Below are 25224 nucleotides of genomic sequence, written 5' to 3'. Positions count from 1 at the left end.
CGTCAGTGTATCCATCTGTGGCGGGCGGTCGGGGTGGGGGCGCCGCCCGCCGTGGGACGGAGCTCCGGGACCGGTGTCAGGTTCCGGTCCCGGAGCAGCTGGGGAGACCGTGATGGGTCAGCTGCCGGTGACGTCGACCTCGGCGGAGAGAACGGTTCGTGTCGCGCAGCGGGCGGCGTGGAGGTGGTACCGGCCGGGCACGGTGACCCACTGGGAGGTGGTCTCGTCCCATGTCTGGAAGGCACGTTCCGGCAGGGTGATCTGCGCTTCGGCGCTGTCGCCGGCTTCTGCGGCGACCGTCGCGAATCCGACAAGCCACCGGGACGCCCGGCCGGGGTCGGGCTCGGCGGGAGCGGCGTACACCTGGACGACCTCGCGTCCGGGCCGTGATCCGGTGTTGCGGAGACGGACCCGGACGGACCCGTCGGTCACTGTCATGTCCTCGTAGGTCCAGTCGGTGTAGCCGAGGCCGTATCCGAAGGGATAGGCCGGGGCGATCGTGTGGCGCTGCCAGGCGCGGTAGCCGATGAAGACGCCCTCGTCGTAGGCGAGGACGCCCTCGTTCGGAGTCACCTTGGTGACGGGGGCGTCGGCGAGGGCTGCGGGCCAGGTCGTCGGCAGTCGGCCGCCGGGTTCCTCCGTTCCCAGCAGGACGTCCGCGAGCGCGGCTCCGCCTTCCTGGCCGGGGAACCAGGACAGGAGGATCGCCGTCACCTCGTCGCGCCAGGGCATTTCCACCGGTGAACCGGAGTTCACCACCACGACCGTACGGGGATTGGCGGCGGCGACCCTGCTGACGAGTTCGTCCTGGCGGCCGGGCAGGCGCAGAGTCGTACGGTCGAAGCCTTCGCTCTCGACGGCTTCGGTGGTGGCGACCACGACGACGGCGACCTCCGCCGCGGCGGCGGTGGCCACGGCCTCTTCGATCAGCTGGTCCTCCTCGCCGGCGGGGCCCCGGTGTGCCAGACCGAACGTGACACCCCGGAGGGGGCCGTACGACATCTTCGGTGCGGACGCGAGCAGGCTGACCTTCACCGGCCGCTCAGCCACCAGGTCGGCGGTTCCCCGGGCGACGGGGCGGCCCGTGAGGGCGTCCAGCGGGTCCGCCCCTTCCGGCCGGTGGACCCCATCGAAGATCACCGTGCCGTCGACCGACAGACGGAAGGCGCCCATTCCTTGCGTACCGAAGTGGTGCGCACCGCTCCGCCGCGGCGTGTAGGTCCCGACGAGCTCGACCGTGGCGAGGCTGTCGTAGTCGGTGCCGCCCGGGAGGGCGGATGCCATCCAGCGCACGCGCCCTGCGGGCATCGGCTGTTCGGCGAGGACGTTTCCGTGGACGTCGCGCAGCACGCAGCGCAGCACGAAGTCGTCGCCGGCCAGGGTGAGCCCCTCGTTGGGGTTGGCCCCGACCGCGTACGTGAGCGTGGTGTCGTGGGGGAGCGCTGCCCGCAGGCCGTCGAGCGGGGAGATGACGCGGTCGGGAAAGACGGTGGCGGAGCCGCCGCCGAGGATGCGGGCTTCCCGTGCGGCGTTTCCGATGAGGGCGATGCCTCCACCGGTCGGGGAGGTGGTGAGGGGGAGTGCCGCGCCTTCGTTGCGCAGCAGGACGAAGGACCGGGCGGCGATCTCCCGGGCGACCTCGCGGCCGTCGACGGCGGGGGGATACCGGTGAGCGGGAACGGTGGGCTCCGCGCCGTCGAGCAGACCCACCCGCGCGGCGAGCAGAAGCACGCGCCGTGCCGCGTCGTCCACGTCCTTCTCGGAGACCCGGCCGTCGCGGACGGCGGTGGCGAGCGCCTCTCCGAAGACGGTGAGCGGTCCGGGCATGGCTATGTCCAGGCCCCCGGTGATGGCGCCGACGGTGTCGCGGGCGGCCAGCCAGTCCGACACGACCACTCCGTCGAATCCCCATTCCTCGCGCAGGACGCCTGTCTGCAGATCACGGTGCTCGGTCATGGTCACGCCGTTGACCTGGTTGTACGCGGACATGACAGCCCAGGGACGGGCGGTGGCGATGATCTCCTCGAAGGGAGCGAGGTAGAGCTCATGCAGGGTGCGCTCGGTGACCTGGTTGTCGACCGTGAAGCGGTCGGTCTCGGCGTCGTTGGCGACGAAGTGCTTCACCGTCGCGCCGACACCACCCTCCTGGACGCCGGATACATAGCAGGAGCCGATGCGCGCGGTCAGCAGCGGGTCCTCGGAGTACGCCTCGAAGTGACGCCCGGCGAGCGGTGACCGGTGCAGGTTGACGGTGGGGGCGAGCAGCAGGTGCACCCCCTTCCTGCGGGCCTCCTGCGCGAGCACGTGGCCGGCCTGCCGGGCCAGAGCGGGGTCCCAGGTCGCGGCGAGCGCGGTGGGGCTGGGGAGGGCGAGTGCAGGGTCGGCCGCGGTGAACGCCGTGCCGCGTACGCCGACCGGCCCGTCCGACATGACCAGTGAGCCGAGCCCGATCTCGGGGAGGGCGGGCAGCGACCAGAGGTCCTGGCCGGCCAGGAGGCGGGCCTTCGCGTCCAGGTCGAGACGGGCAAGGGCGGCTGCGACTACGGATTCGTGGTCAGAGTGTTCCACTGGGCGACTTTCAGAGAGAAGGCGGAGGGTTGTGTGCGAGAGGGGCCGGCCCGTCAGGGCCAGGAGGACAGGTCGTCAGCGGACTGAACGGATGCGCTGATTGCAGAAGGCGCCGATGAGCCCGATCACTCCGCCCGCGATGAAGAAGGCGGCGTAGTTGTCCCCGTCTCCGATGGCGAGGAACAACGGCGCGATGGCGGGCATGAGCATCTGCGGCAACGCGCTGGCCAGGTGGAGTACACCCATGTCCTTGCCCGCGTCCGCACTCGACGGCAGCACCTGGGTGACCAGGGCCAGGTCGACGGCGAGGAAGCACCCGGCGGCGACGCCGGTGATGGCCGCGGAGATGAGGAACATGGTCAGGGAGGTGGCGAAGGCCGCCAGGACATGCGCCAGGGCCAGGACGACGGCGGAGACGAGCACGAACGGCTTGCGGCGCTGGAGACGGTCGGACAGCGCGCCGAACACCATGGCGGCCAGGACGATCCCGGCGATGCTGACCAGGAGGACCTTCAGGACGACCGGTCCGACGGTGTCCTCGGTGTATCCGAAGCGGCTCATCAGGAAGTACGTCTGGTAGCTGGTCAGGGTGATGTTGCCGCACTGCACCAGGAAGCGCGACAGCCAGGCCCAGGCGAAGTCGGGATGCTTGCGCGGGCTGACCCAGTACGCCTGCAGCCACACGGACGGGCGCAGCGGTCGACGGTCGGCGGGGGCCAGCTGCCGGTCTCGCAGCACGACGGTGAGGACACCGACTCCGATCAGGCAGAACAAGCCGGGCAGCAGGATCGCCGTGGTCAGGTCGGGGAGGAGCAGCTGGGTGAGGAAGACACCGCCGACGACCCCGACCTGGGTGGTGATCCCGGTGAGCGCCGAGACACGTCCGAGCTGGGCGGGCGGTATCTGGTCGGGTATCACAGGCGTCAGCCCGGCCAGCAGGATGTTGAAGGTCAGCTGCGTCAGCGCCCAGGACGCGACGAGCGAGGCGATGCTGTCGGCGGTGGCCAGGAAGCCCAGACTGGCCACGCCCAGGAGGGCTCCGATGAGGATCCACGGCCGTCGCATGCCGAACCGGCTGGTTGTGCGGTCCGACAGCACGCCGAAGATGTTCTGGGCCAGTAGGGCGACGACGGCGCCGACCGCAAGCACGAGGGAGAGTGCGGCCGCCTTGTCCTGCGGCGCGATCTGCTGGACCCGCAGTGCAAGGGTCACCTGGGTTGCCGGGAGCAGCGCCATCCACGTGAAGAGGAAGGCGGCGGTGAGGGCGGCGATGAAGCCGGCGCTCACGGGTGCCCTGGGGGCCGAGAGCGGCCCGGATGGGCCCAGGGTTTCCGTCGCGTGCGGTGCGACGGTGCGGGGGGCGGGGTCGATCGTGCCCATCTGGACACCTCCGGATCTCGGCAGCGAGGCCGCCCGGGCACGCCGGGCGGGGAGGGGCCCGGCGGCGATCGCACCCAAGGTTTACTTGAGGTGCACACGTGTCACATCGGGCGCCGGGACACCGTGACACGCGAGCGGGGGTGAAAACAAGACTCTTTTCCCGTGCAGATACGCGGGCGTAGCATTCTGTTAACCAGATCACGGGATCAAGCAGTGGACACGTGTGCACCTCACGCGAGGTGTGCACCCTGGCGGTTCCTTCCAGGGTCCGCGGATGAGGAGAAGCCCGAGCCCATGAAGAGCGGACCCCAGAGCAGACGCCCCACGAGCGCGGACGTGGCTCGTGTGGCAGGCGTGTCACGGACCACGGTCTCGTACGTCCTAAACAAGCCCGGCGACCGCCCCATCAACGAAGACACCCGTCGCCGTGTGATGGCAGCCGTGCGGGAACTCGGCTACGCGCCGCACGGCACCGCCCGCATGCTCCGCTCGGGCCGGAGCAACGTCGTGCTCATTCCGATGCCGGAGCTCCCCCTGGCCCCTACGCGGCACCGGTACCTGGAGATACTCGGCCAGGAGCTGTCCGCGCGAGGGCTGAGCATGCTACTGCACGGCGACCGCTCCGCCACAGGCGTGAGCGGCGCGCGCGCCTGGGCCGAACTGCGCCCGGCGGTCGTCTTCGCGGAGGCTCATCGGTGCCCGCAGGAGGCTGCCGACCTCCTGCGCCAGGCCGGCGTCGACATCGTGCTGCTCCACGGCCCCCTCGAGATGTCGTACGCGCCCACGATCGTCATGAACAGTGCCGAGGTCGCCGAACTCGCCACCCGCCATCTACTGGACCAAGGCCACCGCCGCCTGGCCTGTCTGGTCCCCGGTGGCGACATCGCGGCTTTGGGCCACGCGCGGTTCGACGCGATGACGGCGGTGGCCGGCGGTGCGGGAGTCCCTGTCCAGCGCGTGGACTGCACGCTCAGTACCGACAGTCTTGCGCCCGCCGTGGCCGCCTGGTGCGATCCGGACCGGCGACCGGAGGCGGTCTACGCCTACAACGACGAGTTCGCACTCGTACTGATCCAAGCCCTTCGGGACGCCGGCCTCGACGTCCCCCGCGACATCGCCGTGGCCGGCTCGGACAACCTCCCCCTCGGCGCCGCACTGCGCCCACAACTGACCACGACCTACCTCGACCTGCCCGCGGCCGCCGCCGCCGTCGCCCGCACGATCGAGCACCTCCTCCAAGGAGAGGACCTGGACCCCGGCCTGGCCGCCGTGGCGAGATCCCGCCTCGTCATCCGCGAATCCGCCTGACGCCCACATCGCCGTGCGCCTCACGGAGAGGGACAGGCCATCCCTCCCACCGGCCCACGAGACGGTCCGCGGTGATGCATGCCGACGACCAGACCATCTCGGACAGCAGAGCCGAGACGGTGGTGCCGGTGACCACCGCAGGACCTCGGCGAACGACACGGTGCTGGCGGGCTCGGGGACGTACGTGTTGATCCGGACGCCGCAGTCGAGCTGCCCTTCGTGGGCCAGGACCGCGCCGACGAGACCGGGGTAGGACTTGGCGGCCGAGGCGTTGAAGTGACGATTGTCCCGTCGAATTGCGCTTGTCTGTGGATCTTGTCCTGAGCTGCGGGGTTGCCAGGTCGGATGAGAACACCCGGCTCTGGATTCTCAGCGCATCTGGCTTGTGCGGCATCCTGCATGGGGGACGAGTCGACCGCCCCAGGTCAGAGGCCGAGCCGACCGTCTATGAAGGGTTCCGGGATCAAGGGCGCAGCAACCGCTGAGCGGTGGCCAGCGTTACCTCGATGTCGTCGCTCCAGGAGCAGACCTCCAGCCATGAGAGGTAGCCGCCCTGTGCGAAGACCAGGACCTCGCCGGGGCACTCGCCGTCTTCCGTGAAGATCTGGGCCTCGGCTGTCACCACAGTGCCCGGGCCGGATGGCGCCGGTTCCACCACTGGTGCGTCGAGATCGAAGTACGCGGTGCCCCACCCACACGTGCAGCGTTCTCGTACGCGGATGTGCGGCACCTGCCGGCGAAGTGCGAGGTGGACCGGATCGTCCTCGCCGAGAACGGCCCAACACGAGGGCTACATCGGCGGGCAGTGTCTCGGTCACCTCGCCACCGTATCCCCTGCCCAGAGGCGTTCACATGCGGCCCAGTGAGAATCCGTCAGCATGAACGAGAACCAGTGAGAATCCGCCAGCTCCCATGCGACAGGACAGTGACGATCAGGCAGGAGTACGTCTCACCGCGTTGTCCCTTGGGCCAGACGAGGGCCAGCGTCAATGAGATGAGGACACGCGAAATGCGAACCTACACCAACCCGGAATTCGACCGTTCTGTCCTTTGACATCCAATCAAGGCGATTGACAGCTAACCCAGTCGTCCAGGGGGGAGCCGACTGTGTGCCATCCGCGGACGGATCAGGCCGCGGATGCGGGCCCGGGCGGCAAATGGACGGTCATGATCAGATGGCAGGTCTCGTCGCCCTCCCCGCGATAGGTGTGGGCGACATCGCCTTCGAACGTGGCGGTCTGCCCGGCCGCGACCGGGTGCTCCGTGCCGTCGACGACCAGGACCATGCGCCCTGCAATGACGCTGACAGTCTCGATGACGCCGGCCTGGTGGGGGTGGCTGGGGTACTCCTCACCCGGTTCCAGGCGCCAGCGCCACACCTCGACTGGAGCGGGGCCCGAGGTCGTCAGCATGAGCCGGGCCTCGCTGCCCCGCTCGCCCGCCCACAGCGGCATCACGGTGCTGGCCGAGACCACACGGACGCGCCCTTCGGTCGGACCTTCCATCAGCGCGGAGACCGAGACGCCCAGCGTGTCAGCCAGCCGGACCAGGGTCGCGAAGTTGGGATTGCCCTGCGCCTTCTCCAGTCCGACCAGGGCTCCCTTGCTGACCTTGGCCCGGCGGCCGAGCTCGTCCAGCGACAGGCCCGCGCGAGTACGCGCCGAGCGGACGTTGTGCGCGAGCGTGCGCAGGGCCGCCTCTGTCTCGGTCACCTGGTCACCATCCCTTTCGGCTGGTCAATGGAATGGGCCACCCGGTCGTTCGGTTGACAAGGGGTGGTCGTTCCGTTGTACGGTTTGGTCGTTCTACTGTAACCATAAGGGATTGTCTCGTGATAGCTCTACTGCTGGCCCTGGGCAGCTCGCTGGCCTACGGATGCGCCGATTTCCTCGGCGGCCTGGGCGCCCGAAAAGCCCACGTGCTGCGCACTGTGATGATCGCCGCGCCGGCCAGCCTGGCAGTCGAGCTGCTGCTGTGGCCCGTGCTCGGTGCCTCGTTCAGCCCCGCCGCCCTCGGCTGGGGTGCCGCCTCCGGCGTGGCCTCGGCCGCCGCATTCGCCCTGCTCTACCGCACCCTGGCGATCGGCCCGATGAACGTGCTCTCGCCCGTCACCGCCCTCGTGTCGGCCATGCTCCCGGTCGGCGTGGGCCTGCTCCAGGGCGAGCACCTGGGCACCGCCGGGCTCATCGGGCTGCCGCTCGCTCTGGCCGCGGTGGTGATGGTCAGCGCAGGCCACGGCGCCGGATCGGCCCGCCCCTCGCGTACCGCTCTGCTACTGGCCCTCGGGGCCGGCGCCGCCATCGCCCTCCAGCTGATCTTCCTGCACCAGGCCCCGTCCGACAGCGGCGTGGCACCCCTGATCATCGGGCGGGCGGTCTCCTCCGCCGTCACCCTGGCAGCGGCCGGAGTGATGTACCGCAAGCTCGGGACAGAGAAGCCCGCGTACGCGATCTCGGCGGCGGCCGGCGTGCTGGACTCGGTGGCGAACCTGCTGTTCCTGCTCGCCGCCCGCAGCGGGGACCTCGCCGTCGTCGCCGTGATCACCGCCCTCTACCCGGCCGGCACCGTCCTGCTCGCCCGCAGCGTCCTCGCCGAACGCATCCACCGCGGACAACTCGTCGGCCTGGGCACGGCCGCCGTCGCCGTCAGCCTCCTCGCCCTCACCTGAGAACTCCGGCACCACAGCACCACCGCCTCGCAAGGAGACCAGCATGTTCATCCAGCCCTGGGACGCCTGCCTGGACGAAGCCGAATGGCAGACCTGGATCGCCGAAGGCCACGACTTCGGCCTCCTCAGCGTCAACGGCCCGCCCGGCCAGGCGCCCGTCGCCGTCCCCACCCACTTCACCAGCGAAACCGGCCACCTCCTGGTCCACCTCGCCCGCCCCAACCCGGTCTGGACGGCGATCGAGAACGACCCGAACGTCCTGTTCACCGTCTTCGGCGACTACGCCTTCATCCCCGGCCCCTGGCGCGCCAAGCCCGACACCCCACCCACCGACGGCGTCCCCACCAGCTACTACACGGCCGTCCAGTTCACCTGCCGCGCCACGATCGTCGACGAACCCGAGGACAAGGCCGAGCTACTGCGCCGCCAGATGGCCCACTTCCAGCCCGACGGCGACCACGCCCCCATCTCCGTAGACCAGCCCCCGTACGGCCGGATGCTGCCCGGCATCCGCGGCCTGCGCCTAGAGGCCACCGACGTACGGGCGAAGTTCAAGTACGACGACCACAAGCCCGTCGAGCACCGCACCGCCGTCGCCGACCACCTCACCGAACGCGGTCAGGGCCTCGACGTCCCCACCGCACACCAGCAGCGCCGCCGCCTGGACCGCATCGGCCCCTGGAAGCCCTGACCACCCGCCTCAGCCCCACCGCAGGAACGGAGAACACCTCCCATGACCGACTTCCGCATCGCCCCCGCCGTCACGGACGCCTTCCCCGACACCCTCATCGCCGTGGTCACCGCCACCGGCCTGCGAGGCCACGAGCCCTGGCCCGACACCGCCGCCGCCCTGGAGACGCTGGAGCAGCAGCTCTCCGACGGGGCCTGGCAGCCTGCAGGCGAGACCGACCCGCGCATCGAGGCATGGCACACCGCCTACCGCTCCTTCGGGACCAACCCCCGCCGCATCCGCCCCAGCGTCGACGCCCTCGGCCGCCGCCTCGCCAAGAAGGGCACGCTGCCGCGGATCAACCCGGCCGTCGACTCCTACAACGCCATCTCCGTCCGCCACGGCCTGCCCGCCGGCGCCTTCGACCTCGACCACGTCACCGGCGATGTCAACATCCGGTACGCGGACGGCACCGAGACCTTCACCCCGCTCGGCGAACCCGACACCATCGAAAACCCCAAGTCCGGCGAGATCATCTACGACGACACCACCGGCGTCCTGACCCGCCACTGGAACCACCGCGACGCCCACCGCACCCGCGTCACCGAGGACTCCACCCGTGTCGCCTTCGTCCTCGAAACCCTCCACGTCACCCGCGACGGCCACCTGCTCAAGTTCGCCGCCGAGGAGCTGCACGACCTGCTGATGCTCCATGCCGAGCAGACGCGCGTGCACTACCTCAGCCCGGAACAACCGGAAGTCACAGTGTGAGCTCGTCTACGAGTCTCCTCGCGCTGACGCCGTTCGGGATCGCATGTATCGGATGTAGTGGCGGACGCTGTCGTACGTGACCAAGTAGTCGTGGTGGTCCATGAGTTCGGTCCAGATCTGCCTTCCGTTGAGCTCTCTGCCGATCATGCCCTCGACCAGGTCGGCGAGTTCCCCTGTGATGGAGTCGGTCAGCGGACTCGTCTCTGCGGTGATCAGGCGTGGGACCTCCAGGGCGAAGCGGATGTCCGAGCAGCGGAGGTTGTGGCGCTTTGCGAGCGTGCGGATCTGCGTCCCCTTGAGGGCCTCTTGGGCGATGCGGTGGGCCAGGTCCTGGCGTCCGGCGAAGGGATTCCTCCTGGGGAGGCGTCGGCGTGGTCTGTTTGTGCCGCCCAGGGAGTTGGCGTCGGCAAGAGCCCGTTCGAGTGCTTCGGGCGAGTGGCCGGCGGTGGTGGCGAGGTGTTCGAGGAGGGGCCTGCCGAACCACTGCGGCGAGCCGCAGAGATAGCAGTGCAGGAAGCTGGGCTGGAGGTGGTTGGCGCGTGCCAGGCGCCGGATGTAGGAGTTGGTGGATTCTCCGAGGCAGGGGCGGAGTCGGACCGGCAGCGGCGCGAACCGGGGCGGCAGCTCGCTGTTCATCGGGACGTAGCGGTCTTCGTGGCAATGGACGCCGTGGTGTGGGCGGTGTGGTCGAGCGGAATGGCCTGGAGGCTCTTCTTGGTGATCTTCTCGGTGCCGGTGAGGATGGCGTCGAGGGCGGCTCCGCGGATGGCGTGGGACAGGGATCCGATCATGCCGCCGGTGTGGTTGTGCAGGAAGCGGTCCAGGTCGGTGAGTGTGCCGGAGCGGTGTTCGTGCAGCCGCAGGGTGTCTTCCATGGTGGCGACCAGACCCTTCCATTCGCTGTTGTAGGGGAAGGGGCGGGAGGGGACCAGGGTGAATCGGCCGGCGATCTGGGCGCCGCGTGTCCCGGACAGCAGGCCGGATTCGGCGATGTCGATGCCGGCATAGACGAAGGTGGCGGGCAGACGTTCGGAGAAGTACTTGAGGGTGTCGGCGACTTCGGCGCCGTGGCGGCTGGTGAGCGAGATGTTGTGGAGTTCGTCGACCAGCACCAGGCCCGTGCGGGTGTCGGTGCAGACCCCCACGACAGCCTCGATGATGTCCGTCATGTTCGAGCGGGCCCGCACCGGCAGGCCCAGGAAGCGTGCGAACTCGGTCGCGATCATGCGGGCGGTCGCGGCGGGCGGGACGGTGACGTAGACGACCGGAATCCGGTCTGTGGCATGGGGATGCCGGGCCCGGTCCAGGAGCACCAGACGACGGCCGCAGATCGCCGTCCGCTCGACGAACGAGGTGGCTACGGTGAGCATCCGAGCGTGATGGTCAAGGCGAGACTCGTCATAGAGATCCCGCTCGGCCGGGTTCATCTGCTGCCAAACACTGCGCGACGCCAAGACCGGGGGAGCGGGTGGGCCGTCGATGAACCTGCTCCGTCTCGGCGCTCAACGCGAGCGCGGGGGCGTCTGAGCTCGATTCGCGGGAGGGCACGGCTGAAGCGTGTCGCAGGAGGCTGCGATCTAAATATTCCCTCTGTATGGGGGGTGTTGAGCGCTCAGTCGTGGAAGGAGACATCCACCGGTCCGCGTGTGCGGCAGTTAGAGCGGCTCCTGCGGATCGTGCGGGAACGGTGAGGGAACGGGCCCAGTGGCAGCCGCCCGTGGTACGCCTAGGCCGTCGCCCACATGCACTCCCTCGCGATCGCCGCGTGACCAGCCAGGCCGCAACCCCGATCTGACCTGTCCGATCACAGCCTTCAACAACACGCTTTAGCCGCAGAGGTGCGTGCCGATCTTCAGGAACGCCTGGACCAGGGGGACCTGGGGAACGGCCGGGGAGACGATCTGGGAGGCGTAGTGGACAATCACCAGATCGAGTGCGGGGGAGATGAAGAGGCGCTGGCCATGGATCCCGCTGGCCATGAAGGAGCCATAGGGATCGTTGGGGATCCACCAGAGGTCGTGGTACGAGAGTGTGGCGGGCGCCTCGGGAGGTGCGGCGGGGAAGCGGACGCGGCGGGGGTAGCCGTCCGGTACGCCGGAGACGATGGTGGAGGCGACGGCCTCCGGGACGATCTGGCGGTCGCCGATCGCGCCGCCGCGGCGGATCATCTCGCCGAGCCGGGCCAGGTCGCGGGCGGTGGCGCTGAATCCGCCACAGGCGGCCTCGGTGCCTTCGGGGTCGAGGAGGTAGTACGCGTCCTCCTCCGCGCCGATGCGGGACCAGATCATCTCGGACAGCAGGTCCGAGGTGGTGGTGCCGGTGACGCGGCGCAGGACTTCGGCGAGGGCCTCGACGTTGCCGTTCTCGTAGCGGAAGTCGATGCCCGGCTCGCCGGTGGCCCGGGCGGTGGTGAGGTGCTCGCGGATCGTGGCCGGCCCGGTGTAGCCGTAGGGACGCAGTTGGGGGGCGAGGACGGCGAAGTAGCGCTGCGCTTCGAGCGCCTTGTCGTACGGGCGGCCCGCGTAACTCATCTGCGTGCCCATGTGGAGGAGGTGGTCGACCTGGGCATCTCCGAAGGCGGTGCCGGCGAGCTCGGGGACGATTTTGGCGACCTGCATGCCGCGGTCGAGCTGCCCCTCGTGGGCGAGGACCGCGGCGACGAGGCCGAGGTAGGACTTGGCGGCCGAGGCGTTGAAGTGTGGGACATGAGGCTCGTACCCGTGGAGGTACTCCTCGTGCACGAGGAGGCCGCGGTGCATGACCAGCAGGGCGTCGGTCTCGGCCCGGGCGAGCAGTTCCGTGAGCGTGAGGGACCCGCCGTGCGCTCCGGTGAAGTCGAGGCCGTCGAGGGCGCCGGCCGACGCGGTCGGCAGCGCGGACGCGCCGCCGGGGCCGCGCCAGACACGGCGGCTCGGAACGAGTTCCCGACTCGAGGTCGTGTGCCGTCGAGCCCAGGCCGGATCCGTGTATCCCCGCGCCCACACGAGATCAGCCAGTGAGGAAATGCCTGTCATATGTCCGCTCCGCTCTGCAGGTCGCGCGTCTATGGGCTCGATACCGTACACGGTGTCTGGTATCTCGACCAGGCGTCTCATGCGAGGAGTGAGGGAGCCGGGTGGTTCAGGCGCGGTTCAGGGGGTGAGGTCGAGGGCTCCGGGGGCGTCCGACGGGGTGAGCCCGGTGGCCCAGACGCGGCCGTAGACCGACAGGTCACGCAGATGTGCGGTGATCTCGGCCGCGCTGTAACCGGTGTCGTTCTCGACCCACCAGGTGAGCAGGCCGATGAGTTCGCCGGTCCATGCCCGGGCGACGACGTCGAGGGGGATGCGGGGTGTCACACCGAGTTGTTCGGTCCGCGCGCGGAAGGCTGCCTCGGCGTGGGCGCAGATGAGGTCCGTGAATTCTTGTAGGGCCCGGCCGTCGCCCTCGCCCCGCAGGACGACCCGGTAGACGGGCTTCTCCTGTTCGGCGTGTTCGAAGATGTACTTCACCGGCAGTCCGGTGAATCCCTCCGCGTGCGCCTGCCGGACCGCCGGCAGAAGGCGTTCGCGGTCCTCGGCGAGGTCGCGGACGATGCCTACCAGCAGGTCTTCCTTGTCGCGGTAGTGCGCGTAGAAGGTGGCCCGGCCGATGTCGGCGTGTTCGGTGATCTCCTCGACCGTGATCGCGTGGAACCCCTTGTCCAGGACCAGTTCGACCAGGGCCTGGCGCAGTGCGGCCCGCGTCCTGCGGACACGGCGATCTCCTGCGGGCTTCATGTCCACTTCGTTTCCTTCTCGTCCGGACCGTTGACCTGACCCTAACGCTGCCTTTACGTTGCCGTACACCAAGCTTACTACTGAACACGCTGTTCGGAAACTCTGGAGGGGCGATGAACTTCGGGCGGTACGTACGCCGGACTGCCGGCCACCAACCCGACGCCGAGGCGGTGGTCTGCGGACCCGCGCGGCTGACGTACGCGGAACTCGACGACCACAGCGACCGGCTCGCGACGGCCCTGCTCGCGCTCGGCCTGAACCGGGGAGACCGGGTCGCGACTCTCGCTGGCAACCGTGCGGAACTGGTTGTCACGGAAGTGGCCCTCTACAAGGCCGGTCTGGCCCGGGCGCCGATCAACGCCAGGCTCGGCACCGCCGAGGTGGCCCACCTGCTCGCGGAGTCCGACGCGCGGGTGTTGCTGACGGACGCCGCCCACCTGGACGCCGCCCGCGCCGCGGTGCCCGGTACGGGGGTCAAGACGGTCCTCGGCTACGACGGCCCCAACGATCTCGGCCCGGGCTATGCCGAGACCCTGGCGGGCACCGAGCCGGAACCTGTCGAGGCGGAGTGCGACGAGGACGACATCGCCGTACTGCACTTCACCTCGGGCTCCACCGGCAAGCTCAAGGCGGCGGTCCAGACCTACGGCAACCGGCTCGCCCTGATGCGCAAGTCCGTGATGAGCGCGGACACCCGGGTGGGTCCCGGTGACCGGCAGATCCTGGCCGGACCGGTCACCCACGCCTCGGGCATGCCGCTGATGGGCATCTTCTTCGCCGGCGGCTGCGCGATAGTGCTGTCCCGATGGGACGCCGAGGAGTTCCTCGCCACCGTCCAGCGCGAGCGCGCCACCCATGCCTTCGTCGTGCCGACGATGGTCAACACCGTGCTCGCGCTGCCGAACGCCCGCGACTATGACCTCTCCACACTGCGCCAGCTGATCTACGGCGCCGCGCCGATGTCACCGGCCCGGATCAGGGCCGCCTGGGACCTCTTCGGCCCGGTCCTCTCCCAGGGATACGGGTGCGGCGAGACCACTTCCGGCGTGCTCTTCCTCTCCACGGAGGACCACCGGCGGGCGATCGAGGGCGAGGACGAGGAGCTGCTGTTGTCCTGCGGCCGTCCGCTCGCCGAGGCCGAGGTCGCCATCGTCGACGACAACGGACAGCCCGTCACCGAGGGAGAGATCGGAGAGATCGCCGTCCGCGGCCCCGACGTCGTCCCCGGCTACCACAACGAACCCGACCTCACGGCGCAGACTTTCCGGGACGGCTGGTTCCTCACCGGCGACCTGGCCCGCCGTCGCGCGGACGGCTACGTCTTCATCGTCGACCGCAAGAAGGACATGATCGTCTCCGGAGGGTTCAACATCTACGCCGTCGAGGTCGAGTCCGTCCTGCACCGGCACCCCGACGTCTACGAGGCGGCCGTCGTCGGCGTCCCGGACGAGCAGTGGGGCGAGGCCGTCAAGGCGGTCGTCGTGACGCGTGACGGCGCCGCCCTCACCGAGACCGACCTCATCGGCTTCTGCGCCGAGCACCTGGCCCGCATGAAGAAGCCCCGCTCGGTCGACTTCGTGGCCGCCCTGCCCCACAACCCCAACGGCAAGATCGACCGCCGCGCCATCCGCGACCGCTACTGGGCGGGCGCCGAGCGCCGCGTCAACTGAACAGGACTCCTGGCATGCCCTTCACCCTCGAACCCTCCTACAACGACAACCCGCGCCTCCAGGACCTGGTCGTACGCCTGCGCTCCTACCTTCGTGACGAACTCGTCCCGTACGAGCGCGAGCACGGCATCACCGCGGAGACCAAGCTCGACCGCACCATGCTCGAGCACGTCTGGAAGCGCAGCGCGGAGCTCGGCTTCTACGGCATCAGCCTGCCGCCGGAGCTGGGCGGTCAGGGCTTGAGCTTCTACGAACTGTGCGCCCTCAAGGAGGAGCTGACCGCCTCCGGTGCCGCTCTCTCCCACTCGGTGCTCGGCGACATGGGCGGCCCCCTGCGGGTCGGCGCGATCGTGAAGTACGCCACCGAGGAGCAGCGGGAGCGCTACCTGATGCCCGTGGTCCGGGGCGAGCGGGCGTGCTGTTTCTCCATCACGGAGGAGGACGCGGGCTCCGACGTGCGCCGCATGACGACGACCGCCACCCCGGACGGAGACAGCTACGTCCTCAACGGCAAGAAGGTGTTCAGCTCCGCGGCTCCCTTCGCGGACTTCGCGATCGTCGTGGCCCGCATGGCCGGCACCGAGGAGGCCTACAGCGCGTTCCTCGTCGACCTGGACACCCCCGGCTGCACGGTCCTCGACGGCGAAGTGCCCATGTCCGGACAGCAGATGGAGGGCGACCTCCTCTTCGAGGACTGCCGGATCCCCGCCGCGAACCTCCTTGGCGAGATCGGCCAGGGCCTGCGCATCGGCATCGGCCGCATCACCCTCAACCGCCTGCTGCACTGCCCGTCCCTGATCGGCGCCGCCCGCCGCGCCTGGGACCTGTCGGTGCAGTACGCGATGAACCGCGTCGTCTTCGGCCAGCCGCTCCTCGCCCATCAGGCCATCCACCACAAGATCGCCGAGATGGCCACCGAGATCTACGCCGCCCGCGCGATGGTGATGACCACCGCCGCGAAGGCCGACCGGGGCGACAACGTCTCCGTCGAGGCCAACATGTGCAAGCTGTTCACCTCCGAGGCGTGCTTCCGCGTCGCCGACCAGGCCGTCCAGATCCACGGCAAGGCCGGGCTGACCCGCGGCAACGAGGTCGAGCAGATCTTCCGCAGCCTGCGGATGTTCCGGATCGTCACCGGAACCACCGAGATCCACAAGAACGCCATCGCCAAGGGCCTGATCTGACCGACCCCCTGGCGTCCAGGGCGGTACCGCGGGCCCCCGCTCCGGCGAGCGGGCCCGCGGCCTCGGGGGACCACCGCTCACCCGTACGACCCCCTGCTCCACCCGCACCCGCAGGAGTCGCCCCATGACACCCCCTACCGCCACCGCGCAGTCCCGGCACATCGCCGCCCCGGAACCCGACCGCCGCAGAGCCTGGCTGATCATGGCGATGATCGTGGCCTTCATGGTCATCAACTTCGCCGACAAGTCGGTCCTCGGCCTCGCCGCCGTCCCGATCATGGAGGAACTCGACCTCAGCAACAGCACCTACGGCCTCATATCCAGCTCCTTCTCCTTCCTGTTCAGCGTCTCGGGACTCCTCGTCGGATTCCTCTCCACCCGGATCTCCAGCCGAGTCCTGCTGTTCGTCATGACCATGGTGTGGGCCGTGGCCCAGCTCCCGGTCCTCGTCGTGGCCACAGTCCCGACCCTGATGGCCGGCCGCATTCTCCTCGGCGCCGCCGAAGGACCGGCGGCATCCATGTCGATGCACGCCCTCTACAAGTGGTTCCCGCCGGAACGCCGCGCCCTGCCCTCGGCCCTCCAGATCGGCGGCGCGGCCCTGGGCACGCTGATCGCGGCACCCCTGGTCACCTGGCTGATCGACGGCTTCGGCTGGCGCTCGGCCTACGCCGTCCTCGCGGTCGTCAGCGCCTGCTGGGCGCTGCTGTGGTGGCGCGTGGGCCACGACGGACCGTATGACCACAAGCACACGACCACTGGAGCCGGCGGGCTTCGGCTGCCGTACCGCAAGATCCTGCTGACCGGCACCGTGCTCGGCAGCATCGCCAGCGCCTTCGGAGCGGCGTGGGCCCTGTCCCTCAGCCACGCCTGGCTGCCCGCCTACTTCAGGACGCAGATGGACATGTCGGCGGCGGCCTCCGCGACGGCCATCAGCATCATGTCCGGCTTCGGACTGGTGCTGCTGCTTGCCGTCTCGCCGTTCGTGGACGCGCTGAAATCCCGTGGCGTGAGCAGCCGTTGGTCCAGCGGGGCGGCACAAAGCATCGCCGTGTGCGTGGCGGGGTGCGCGATGGCAGCGTTCCCGTTCGTCGACGCGTCCGGCCCCCGGCTGGTGCTGATCGCGCTGGCCTTCGGCGGCACCGCCATCGCCATCCCCCTCCACTACATGACGACCGCAGAAGTCGTCCCTCCCTCCCAGCGTGGAGCCGTCTTCGGCATCGTCGCCGGCATCGGCACCCTGCCGGGCCTCGTGGCACCGTTCCTGACCGGCCACCTCATCGACACGGCCAGCACCCCGGCCGCCGGCTACACCACCGCCTTCCTCGTCGCTGGCGCAGTGATGCTCGCGGCCGGTACCTGCGCCCTCACGGCCATCCGCCCCGAGCGGGACGCACGACGATTGGGGCTCGACGCCAGGCCCCAGCCCTGAGCCGCATCGCATCAGTGGTCACCAACCGGTCACCGATAGGCAGATCGAGGCTGACGTGCACTGCCTGGTCGTCGCCCTGGCCCTGATCCCCGAGGGGATCTCCTTCTCGATCATCGCCGGTGTCGCCCCCGCGATCGGCCTGTTCGCCTCCTTCACCATGGCCGTGATCCTCTCGATCGTCGGCGGACGCCAGGCGATGATCACCGCCGGTGATCCTGGGCGCGCTGGGGGTGGCGAAGCTGATGCGGTGCATCCCGCGGTCGGTGATGGTCGGCTTCGTCAACGCGCTGGCGATCCTGATCTTCTTGGCCCAGGTCCCAGAGATGCGGGACGTGCCGTGGGCGGTGTATCCGCTGATCGCCGGCGGCCCGGCGCTGATGGTGTTCTTCCCGAGGATCACCACCGTGATCCCGGCGCCGCTGGTCTCCATCGTGACCCTGACCGTGATCACCGTCGGCGCGGCCATCGCGGTGCCGACCGTCGGCGACAAGGGCGTCCTGCCCTCCTCCCCTGCCGGTCCCCGGCTCCCCGACGTGCCCGACACCCTGACGACGATCGCCCCCTACGCGTTCGCCATGGCGCTGGTCGGCCTCATGGAGTCGCTGATGACCGCCAAGCTGGTCGACGACATCACCGACACCCACTCGAACAAGACCCGCGAGTCGATCGGCCAGGGCATCGCCAACATCGTCACCGGCTTCTTCGGCGGCATGGGCGGCTGCGCCGTGATCGGCCAGACGATGATCAACGTGAAGGTCTACGGCGCCCGCACCCGCCTGTCCACCTTTCTGGCCGGCGCCTTGCCTGATGGTGCTGTGCATCGTCTTCGGCCCGGTCGTCTCCTACATCCCCATGACCGCCCTGGTCGCCGTCATGATCACGGTGTCGTTCGCGACCTTCGATTGGCACTCCATCGCCCCCAAGACGCTTCGGCGGATGCCCGCCGGCGAGATCGCCGTCATGGTCATCACCGTCGCGGCCGTCGTGGCGACCCATAACCTCGCCATCGGCGTCGTCGTCGGCTCAATCACTGCCATGGTGATCTTCGCCAAGCGCGTCGCCCACCTCGCCGAGGTCACTGCCGTCGTCGACCCCGAAGGAACGACGGTGGTCTACCGGGTCACCGGCGAGCTGTTCTTCGCCTCCTCCAACGACCTCGTCAGCCAGTTCAACTACGCCACCGACCCCGACAAGGTCGTCATCGACCTGTCCGCCGCCCACATCTGGGACGCCTCCTCCGTCGCCGCCCTCGATGCCATCGAGACCAAATACGCCCAGCGCGGCAAGACCGTCGAGATCACCGGCCTGAACGACCCCAGCGCCGACCTCCACGGCAAGCTCACCGGCGCAGCCACTGACACAGCACGCAACAGCGAGAGGACCCCGGCATGGCCGGGGTCCTCTCGCTGTTCTGCGGTGCGGTTCGGCGGTTCAGCCCCGGCGGCGGGCGGCCGGGTCGCGTTTGGCGACGTGCCGGGCGACTGCACCGGCCTCTGCCCGAGTAGTCGGGAGGAGGCCCACATTGTTCTCCCCGGGCAAAGGAAGATCACTTCCGCCGAGGGCGCCCCGGATATGACCCGGCGGGGCGCAGCGGGACCCCGTTTTTGAGGAAGGCGAGACGCACAGTGGCGAGGCTGGTTCCTTCACGTTCGGCGATGGCCTGGAGCGAGAGGTGGTCCTGTTCGTACCAGGTGCGCCACTGTTCCAGGCGGGTGGCGGTGTGCTGGGTACGGCGGAATCGGGGCGGGCTCCAGTCGACGGGGTGCTGGGACAGCAGGCAGATGACGTGGGCCGTGGTGGTGTTCAGCGTGCGCGCGAGCTGGGCAATGGAGAAATCCCCGCCAGGCACTGCCTGGTGAAGCTGGGCGATGGTGATGCTGTCCGGGTCGGGTCCGGGGAGAGCGAGGTGGCGCAGGGCGCGGGCGGGGAGACGGGGCGTCCACTGGAGGGGTTCGCCGATGCCGTGCTCGTCGAGGAGTTCTTGCGCGGTGTGGGTGAGCAGGTCGGCTTCGGCGGGAAGGATCCTCCAGCGGAAGCGCTGGTACTGCTGGCGCTGCGCTCCGGCGGCCGGCGCCAAGTCCGGGTGGGCGAGGTGTGGCGGCGAGCCCGTCAGGGTGTGGAAGATCCAGCGCTGGGCGTGTGCGACGTTGGGGGCGCCGGTCGAGCGTAGGCGGCGCTGTAGATCGTTCCAGCAGCGGGGGTCGATGAAGCGGGCATGTTTGGTGAACAGGGCGCGCCGGCGTGCGTAGTCGATGGCGGTGCCGTGCTGGTCGAGGTGGTCGGCCAGGAGGATCAAGGCGTGCAGGACGTCGGCGCAGTCGGTGCGGCGGGTGAGGTCGGCGATGAGTGTGGAGACGTTGTGGCTGGTTACCGTGGTGCCAGTCAGCCGGATGGCGGCCGGGATCGAGGTGGTGTTGCCGACGAGGAGACAGGCCACGGACAGGAGCTCGTCCGTGCGCTTTGCTGCGGGTCTGCCGTTGGAATGGCGCGGTGAAAGGCGCAGCGCCCACTCGGGCCACAGGGCTGATGGCAGCATGTCCGCCCTGGCGTCGTGGTTGGCCGGGGGCCTGGTGGAGTGGGCAGCGGTGCGGTGGCGCAGCCGGTAGACCGGCATGATCTGTGACTCCCGGCTGCAGCGCAGGGACGCTTCGAGGACGGGTGAGAGCGTCCCTCCGACGGAGACGACGCCGGCGGGATAGAGGGGGCGGCCGGAGGCGGCCACCCGCTCGGTCAGCCATCGTGCGGCGTCGGCTGCTGCGGGGATGTCCGCGGCGCACAGGATTCGAAGCGCCGCCGTGGTCGCCACTGCGGTTGCCGCGGCGTCGTCGGGCGCTTGATAGCTGTGCACGTCGCTGCGCTGGGTGTTCGGGTGCCGCTGGGAGCGTGCCGACAGCGGGTTGGTCCGGTAGTGCTCCATGCGTTCGAGGACTTCGCCCGGAGCCACAGGGTGTAGGTCGGTGGGCGTCGCGTGATTGAGGACCAGGGCTCCCAGGCTTTTCACGTCTCGCAGCGCTGTAAGCAGTGACACGCCACCGGGTCCGTACAAGGGCCAGTGCACCATCCGGTCCGTGGCTGCGAGTGCGGTGTCGATCAGGCGCTGGGTCTCCTCCAGGGCTCCGCCGGGCGTGAGGGCGGTGACCGGGGTGTCGGTCAGGGGGTGGTGGCAGCGTCGTGGGCGTGGGCCGCCGGCCAGGGCCGCGCTGGAACACAGGCCGGGGCGGGGCACTTCCCGGCGGGGGTGGGAGCGCAGTCGGGGGGTGCGTAGACAGGCCGGACAGCGGTCGGCGAGCAGGACGTGGTGACGGGTGCAGGCGAAGGACCAGCCCAGTCGCCAGGTCAGCTGCCAGCGGCCACCGGTTTCCTCCAGGCAGGTGGGGCAGTACCGGGACCCTGCCCGTCCCCATAGGGCCTGCCGGTGCACGCGGCGCTGTCCGGGCACGATCACCACGGCGTGGCCGTCGTACGGTTGCAGGGTCATGGCCGTGAGAACATCGGCGGCGACTCCGGTGACTTCGGTGATGACGGACAGCTCGTCGGGAGTGGCCACGGTCGTCCAGCGGGGCAGGACCGGGGCGGCCACGGCCGGGTCACGGTTCGGGAGTCCGAGTGCGCCGAGCACGTCGGTGAAGGGGCAGCTCAGCCGGGCGGCGAATGCCTCCAGCCAGGAATCCAAAGCCTCGCCCGGATACGGGGCGTACCGGATTGGCAAGGTTCGCCGTGCCGGGCTCACCCGGCGGTCCGAACGCCGTGGGGACGGCTGGTGGCCTTCCCCGCGCGGAAGGCGTATTCGAGTTCGCGGCGGGCCTGTTCGGCGGCCTCGTCGTTGCGGACCTGGTCGAGGAGGTCTCTGGTGAGGTGTTCGGCGCCGGTGCGCTGGGCGCGTTGGCAGCCGCGGTTGATCAGCGTCATCAGGGACCCGATGTGCCCGGTGCTCCGGGTGAAGAGGTAGTCGGGCAGGTCGTCGGCGAGCATGCCTGGATAGGCCCGCGTCAGGACGATGCGCTGTTCCAGGGCGAGCAGCAGCTGACGCCACTGGCGGCGGCCCTGCTCGGTGTCGATGGTGAAGGGCGGCATGTCCAGACGGGTGGTGCGCCGCCCGGTCTGGGCCAGCACGGTCTCGCCGAGGGCCTCGCCCTCGCTGAACAGGCCCTTGTCCGCCAGCCCGACGCCGACCTTGAGGAGGGTGACGGGGAACTCGTTGGCGATCCACTTCAGGTGGTTGCTGACCTCGATGCCGCTGGTCCGGCGCCATTTCAGGAAGTGTAGGTCGTCCAGGATCAGCAGGCGGACCTCGCAGGACAGCACGCAGTCCAGTGCCTGGAGCCCGAGCTGGGCGGCGGTGGACGTCTGGCGTCCGGGGTGGCCGAAGAACTCCAGCATCGCCCGGTTCAGGTCCTTCATGCCGGTGTTGCCGGTCAGGCCCACCCGGCACACCGGCCACCGTTCATGCCCCTGGGCGGTGAACGCGCCGTGTTCGGCGATCTCGCGGCGGTGAAAGTCCTGTGCGAAGGCGAGCACCGCGGTGGTCTTGCCCAGTCCAGGGAAGGCGTCGACGGCCACGGCGCCTTTGGCCTTGTCGCCGTCCTGCTGGTTGCTGTCGACGATGTCCCACAGGTCCTCGTGCAGGGAGGTCAGCTGCGGGGTGCGGAGCGGCCCCAGGTTGGCGTGCCACTCGCGCCGGTCGCGGTCGTACTCCGCCCGTGCCGACTTACTGAGCGCGGTCAGCTGGCTTGGTGTGAGCAGGTCCGGCTGACGCCGGCGTGGAGCGTCCGCGAACGCCTTGAAGTCCTCCTTGCGGGACAACGTCGCGCCCGCCAGCGACGGTCGGCCGTTCATGCGTCGTCCAGGGCGTCGGCGTAGAAGTCGTCGAGATCCGCCTCGTCGTCATCGCCGCCTTCCGACTCCGCCTGATCCAGCGGCATGCCCCGGCCCGGACCAGCTTCCGATCCCTGGCCCAGAGCCCGGCGCACCGAGGGAAGCATCGGCACCGGTGGCTCCCCAGTGGTGGGAAGTTCGATGGCGGAGTGCTCGCGCGAGAGCCGCAGGGCCATGCGCCGCTCAGCGAGGGTATGGCCCAGCCCCAGGTTCCACCGCTCCAGCAGATCGGCGATCGCCAGCCGGTCGTCGGGGTAGCGGTACTTCGCCGCGGCCAGCTTCCGTGCGAACGCCAGTGCGTCTTCGCTCAACGGCATCTCCGTGCCCGGGGCATGTTCCCAATGCAGGGTGCGCCACTGACGCTCGTCCGGGTCACGGAAGTAGATCCGGGTGATGTCGTCGGGATCCACCTGAAACGGCCAGCCATTCTTGACCGGTCCCCGGTACGGGCTGCGCACCCCTTTCAGCTTCGTGAGGGCTGGCCCGTTGTACCGGCGCCGGTCGATCTCGACCCCGTAGTGCTGAACCGTGCGCCACCTCGTCTGGAGGAACTCAAACGCCAGGTCCGGATCGCGGGGCACCTCGAGGTACCCGGCCCGGGCAACACCGTGCTCGAACATCGTGGCCGGCGACAGCCGTAGCCCCGGCACGCCAGGGTCGACGAGCCCCGCATGCGGCCGGTGGTGGTAAACCACGGCCACCCACTCACGGATGATCGCCTCCAGCTCGTCCAGGTAGAAGAACGCCTCCGCCTCCGGCCTCTCGCCGCGACCCTGGATGTCCGGACCCTTGTAACCCGGCAGGGCCTGCAACAGGTCTTCCCGCAGAGTGCGGAAGAACCGCTCGACCGGGCCCTTGTCCCGGCCCGTCCGCAGCCGGGCCGGCTGGATCGAGATCCCCATCCGCCGGCACACGCTTGTCAGATGCTCCGAGACGTAGACCTTGCCGTGGTCGACGACCAGCGTCTCCGGCACGATCACCGGGCTCGCGAGCCCCGGTCCTTCCACGGCGTCGACGTCCACCAGCACCGACCGCGGGATCCCGTGCTCCGGCCACACGGCGTGCCGCGGCCAGTCCCGGCCCGCGGGCCTCGGACGGAACGCCTGGTAGAGAACCGCGCTGACGTCGACCGCCTTCGTCGCAACCGGCGTCACCCGGATCCCCGTAATGCACCGCGTGTACCAGTCCATCCCCACACTGAGCTCCGCCTGCACCCAGCGCAGCGTGACCGGGTCGAGAGCGAACACGTCCAGACGGGTCGAGTCCATCAGCAGGTACTCACCCGGACGAGTCGGCCGCAGCTTCCCGTACGGACCATCCGGCCGAGCAGCGATGTCCCGGTTCCGCTTCGCACTCAACCGGAACAGGGGGTGCCGGTTCTCCAGCTCAGCCAGCAACCGAAAGGCCGTCGCCCGACTCGGCTGCGGCACCACATCCGGGCCGAACCGCGCAACCACCCGGGCCCTCGTCCGCTCGATCACCATGGTGCGCGAAGGCTTCGACTCCCCAGTGTGCTCAACCATCACCTCCAGAGCCACCTCCGCCCAGCGGTCGTCGACTCGAGGTCGGCCGTTCCCCGCGCTCCCATTGCCGTGCGTCGCCAGGCCAGCCTCACCACCTGCCTGAAAGGCCGCCGCCCACCGCCGTACGGTGCGTTCGCCCACTCCCAGTTCCGCTGCCTTCGACCTGTAGCGCTCCAGCAGCGGTCGGCTTGGCTCATACTCTGGCCGCGGTTCCCCGGAGCTGGGCAGTTCTGAGGTGCCGGAGCGGAATCCTGTCAGGGTCTCCCGCACGTGTGCTGCACGCTCAAGGATCTCCCGCCGTGCCGTCTCGTCGAGCTGACCGAGGACGACGGATGCGATCTCGTCTTCCGTTTCACAAGCCGGCCTTGGGCCGTCGGGGATGATCGCGGCTCTATCGGAGAACAGCAGCTCTCGCAGCGAGAGCCGCAGGAAATGTCCATGAGCGTCCTTGAGAACTACCTCATTACCCGATGCCGTCGCCGCCATTTCGACGATCTCGACCGTCTCACCGTCGTACCGAAACCGGGCACCCACCCCGACCCGAGCACCTGCTCCACTCATGTTGGTCTCCTCAAGGTATGCGTCGGCCCGAGGGGTGTCAGGAGGTCGGTGAGTAGGTGGTTGGTCCACAGCAAGTGGAAGATGCCCGCCTTCACCTGGGGTCTGGGGAAGTCGGGAAGGAGGCGTGCTGTCTGTCCAAGCGGCATGCCGTCCAGCGGTGCGCTCGCGAGGGCCTTGAGGAGGTGGGAGTTGAACAGCCAGGCTCTCCGAAAGCCTGCCAGGAAGCGGAGGTTCGCCAGCTCAGCGGCCGGTGGCTCACTCCAGAGCTCATAGCGCCAACCGCGGGCTTCGACCAGCTCTCGCGTCCAGCCGCTGGTCAGTCGGAAGGCCGGATCGTCTCGCCGACTGTGCGGCTTCACGTCAACGATCACCGCGCCATGCCTGGTCATCAGCAGGAAGTCCGGCACATGCTTCTGGATCTTGCCGTCCACCACCGACTTCAGCAGGAACGGCTGGGCCACGATGTGCCGGACATCGACATCGAAGTCGGCGTATAGAAGCCGGGCGAGTTCGAGGCGTGATTCGTAGATCACGTGATCTCGCACCGTCGAGGACCAGTGGGTACCCGAGTAATGCCTCTGCCCCCGGTACCAGCGGAAGGTTCTCCACGGTGCAGCCGCCTGCAGCCGACAAAGAGGCACAGCAGCCCAGAGCTGGTCCACCTGTGAGGTGTCCCCGGAGCAGCGAATGCTCACCGTCGCAGCAGAAAGGTCCATATCCCCCTCACGGTCAGCGCGAGCGTCAGGGGTACCAGCGTTCTACGGTGAGGGGAAGCGGGGAAGCGTACGATTCAGCCGACACTCGAACGAGTGACGCCGCGGACATGCGCGTCTCAGTGGCATGGCCAACTGGCCAA

The 25224-nt window shown here is 69.3% G+C and carries 19 protein-coding genes and 1 pseudogene; 8 read left to right on the top strand and 12 right to left on the bottom strand.

The genetic code is table 11. The annotated features are described in order from the left end of the window. Positions 1–117 precede the first annotated feature (117 nt). Together N5875_RS05330 and N5875_RS05325 are read right to left on the bottom strand one after the other, a co-directional pair. Positions 118–2568 (bottom strand): glycoside hydrolase family 3 C-terminal domain-containing protein, encoded by a 2451-nt coding sequence (locus N5875_RS05330; protein ID WP_318209490.1) that lies wholly within the window; start codon positions 2566–2568, stop codon positions 118–120. A 75-nt stretch (positions 2569–2643) separates the two neighbouring features. Next, on the bottom strand, positions 2644–3948 hold the full coding sequence (locus tag N5875_RS05325) for an MFS transporter (RefSeq protein WP_318209489.1): 1305 nt from the start codon (positions 3946–3948) through the stop codon (positions 2644–2646). A gap of 294 nt (positions 3949–4242) precedes the next feature. Here N5875_RS05325 and N5875_RS05320 point away from each other — a divergent pair, with 294 nt between their 5' ends. Next, positions 4243–5256, top strand: a complete 1014-nt coding sequence (locus tag N5875_RS05320; protein ID WP_318209488.1) for a LacI family DNA-binding transcriptional regulator — start codon at positions 4243–4245, stop codon at positions 5254–5256. Positions 5257–5719: 463 nt separating this feature from the next. On the opposite strand, the gene N5875_RS05315 is transcribed toward N5875_RS05320, so the two are convergent. Both N5875_RS05315 and N5875_RS05310 read right to left on the bottom strand, forming a co-directional pair. Beyond that, on the bottom strand, positions 5720–5878 hold the full coding sequence (locus N5875_RS05315; RefSeq protein ID WP_318209487.1) for a hypothetical protein: 159 nt from the start codon (positions 5876–5878) through the stop codon (positions 5720–5722). 505 nt (positions 5879–6383) lie between these two features. Further along, complete coding sequence (locus N5875_RS05310; protein ID WP_318209486.1) at positions 6384–6968, bottom strand: XRE family transcriptional regulator; 585 nt, start codon at positions 6966–6968, stop codon at positions 6384–6386. A 119-nt stretch (positions 6969–7087) separates the two neighbouring features. Here N5875_RS05310 and N5875_RS05305 point away from each other — a divergent pair, with 119 nt between their 5' ends. Genes N5875_RS05305 through N5875_RS05295 form a run of 3 tightly spaced genes read left to right on the top strand, consistent with a single transcriptional unit; the run spans position 7088 to position 9365 of the window. Then, positions 7088–7924, top strand: coding sequence for an EamA family transporter (locus tag N5875_RS05305; RefSeq protein WP_318209485.1), 837 nt, complete (start codon positions 7088–7090; stop codon positions 7922–7924). Positions 7925–7967: 43 nt separating this feature from the next. After that, positions 7968–8615, top strand: a complete 648-nt coding sequence (locus tag N5875_RS05300) for an FMN-binding negative transcriptional regulator (protein WP_318209484.1) — start codon at positions 7968–7970, stop codon at positions 8613–8615. 42 nt (positions 8616–8657) lie between these two features. After that, entirely contained in the window at positions 8658–9365 is a 708-nt protein-coding gene (locus N5875_RS05295; protein WP_318209483.1) for a phenylalanine--tRNA ligase beta subunit-related protein, read from the top strand. A 6-nt stretch (positions 9366–9371) separates the two neighbouring features. Here the strand turns inward: N5875_RS05295 and N5875_RS05290 are convergent, their stop codons facing one another. The 4 genes from N5875_RS05290 to N5875_RS05275 all read right to left on the bottom strand — a co-directional run bounded on the left by N5875_RS05290 (position 9372) and on the right by N5875_RS05275 (position 13129). Continuing rightward, positions 9372–10001, bottom strand: coding sequence for a hypothetical protein (locus N5875_RS05290; RefSeq protein ID WP_318209482.1), 630 nt, complete (start codon positions 9999–10001; stop codon positions 9372–9374). After that, on the bottom strand, positions 9998–10792 hold the full coding sequence (locus N5875_RS05285; protein ID WP_318209481.1) for a TniB family NTP-binding protein: 795 nt from the start codon (positions 10790–10792) through the stop codon (positions 9998–10000). The genes N5875_RS05290 and N5875_RS05285 overlap by 4 nt, the downstream gene beginning before the upstream one ends. A gap of 399 nt (positions 10793–11191) precedes the next feature. Then, entirely contained in the window at positions 11192–12379 is a 1188-nt protein-coding gene (locus tag N5875_RS05280; RefSeq protein WP_318209480.1) for a serine hydrolase, read from the bottom strand. Between the two features lie 117 nt (positions 12380–12496). Next, a complete protein-coding gene (locus N5875_RS05275) occupies positions 12497–13129 on the bottom strand; it encodes a TetR/AcrR family transcriptional regulator (RefSeq protein ID WP_318209479.1) in 633 nt (210 codons plus the stop codon). Between the two features lie 107 nt (positions 13130–13236). Here N5875_RS05275 and N5875_RS05270 point away from each other — a divergent pair, with 107 nt between their 5' ends. The 4 genes and pseudogenes from N5875_RS05270 to N5875_RS05255 all read left to right on the top strand — a co-directional run. After that, positions 13237–14793 (top strand): long-chain fatty acid--CoA ligase, encoded by a 1557-nt coding sequence (locus N5875_RS05270; RefSeq protein WP_318209478.1) that lies wholly within the window; start codon positions 13237–13239, stop codon positions 14791–14793. 14 nt (positions 14794–14807) lie between these two features. Then, positions 14808–15977, top strand: a complete 1170-nt coding sequence (locus N5875_RS05265; protein ID WP_318209477.1) for an acyl-CoA dehydrogenase family protein — start codon at positions 14808–14810, stop codon at positions 15975–15977. 124 nt (positions 15978–16101) lie between these two features. Beyond that, positions 16102–17409: an MFS transporter gene (locus N5875_RS05260; RefSeq protein WP_318209476.1), complete on the top strand. Its 1308-nt coding sequence runs from the start codon at positions 16102–16104 to the stop codon at positions 17407–17409. A 10-nt stretch (positions 17410–17419) separates the two neighbouring features. Then, positions 17420–18756: pseudogene (locus N5875_RS05255) on the top strand (SulP family inorganic anion transporter); the annotation flags it as partial. Between the two features lie 199 nt (positions 18757–18955). Here N5875_RS05255 and N5875_RS05250 read toward each other — a convergent pair. From N5875_RS05250 to N5875_RS05235, 4 genes are read right to left on the bottom strand one after another with little or no spacing between them, the layout of a single operon-like run. Further along, a complete protein-coding gene (locus N5875_RS05250; protein ID WP_338492066.1) occupies positions 18956–21139 on the bottom strand; it encodes a TniQ family protein in 2184 nt (727 codons plus the stop codon). Next, positions 21136–22245 carry a TniB family NTP-binding protein gene (locus N5875_RS05245; RefSeq protein ID WP_338492065.1) on the bottom strand — a complete coding sequence of 370 codons (1110 nt, stop codon included), beginning with the start codon at positions 22243–22245 and terminating at the stop codon, positions 21136–21138. The genes N5875_RS05250 and N5875_RS05245 overlap by 4 nt, the downstream gene beginning before the upstream one ends. Next, positions 22242–24368: a Mu transposase C-terminal domain-containing protein gene (locus N5875_RS05240; protein ID WP_318209473.1), complete on the bottom strand. Its 2127-nt coding sequence runs from the start codon at positions 24366–24368 to the stop codon at positions 22242–22244. Before N5875_RS05240 ends, N5875_RS05245 begins: the two co-directional genes overlap by 4 nt. Then, positions 24365–25009, bottom strand: a complete 645-nt coding sequence (locus tag N5875_RS05235; RefSeq protein ID WP_318209782.1) for a TnsA-like heteromeric transposase endonuclease subunit — start codon at positions 25007–25009, stop codon at positions 24365–24367. Before N5875_RS05235 ends, N5875_RS05240 begins: the two co-directional genes overlap by 4 nt. Positions 25010–25224: the final 215 nt, after the last annotated feature.

Source organism: Streptomyces sp. SJL17-4 (assembly GCF_036826855.1).
GTDB lineage: Bacteria > Actinomycetota > Actinomycetes > Streptomycetales > Streptomycetaceae > Streptomyces.
Note: the sequence above shows the minus strand (reverse complement) of the source record. Positions and strands in the feature narration are given on the sequence as shown.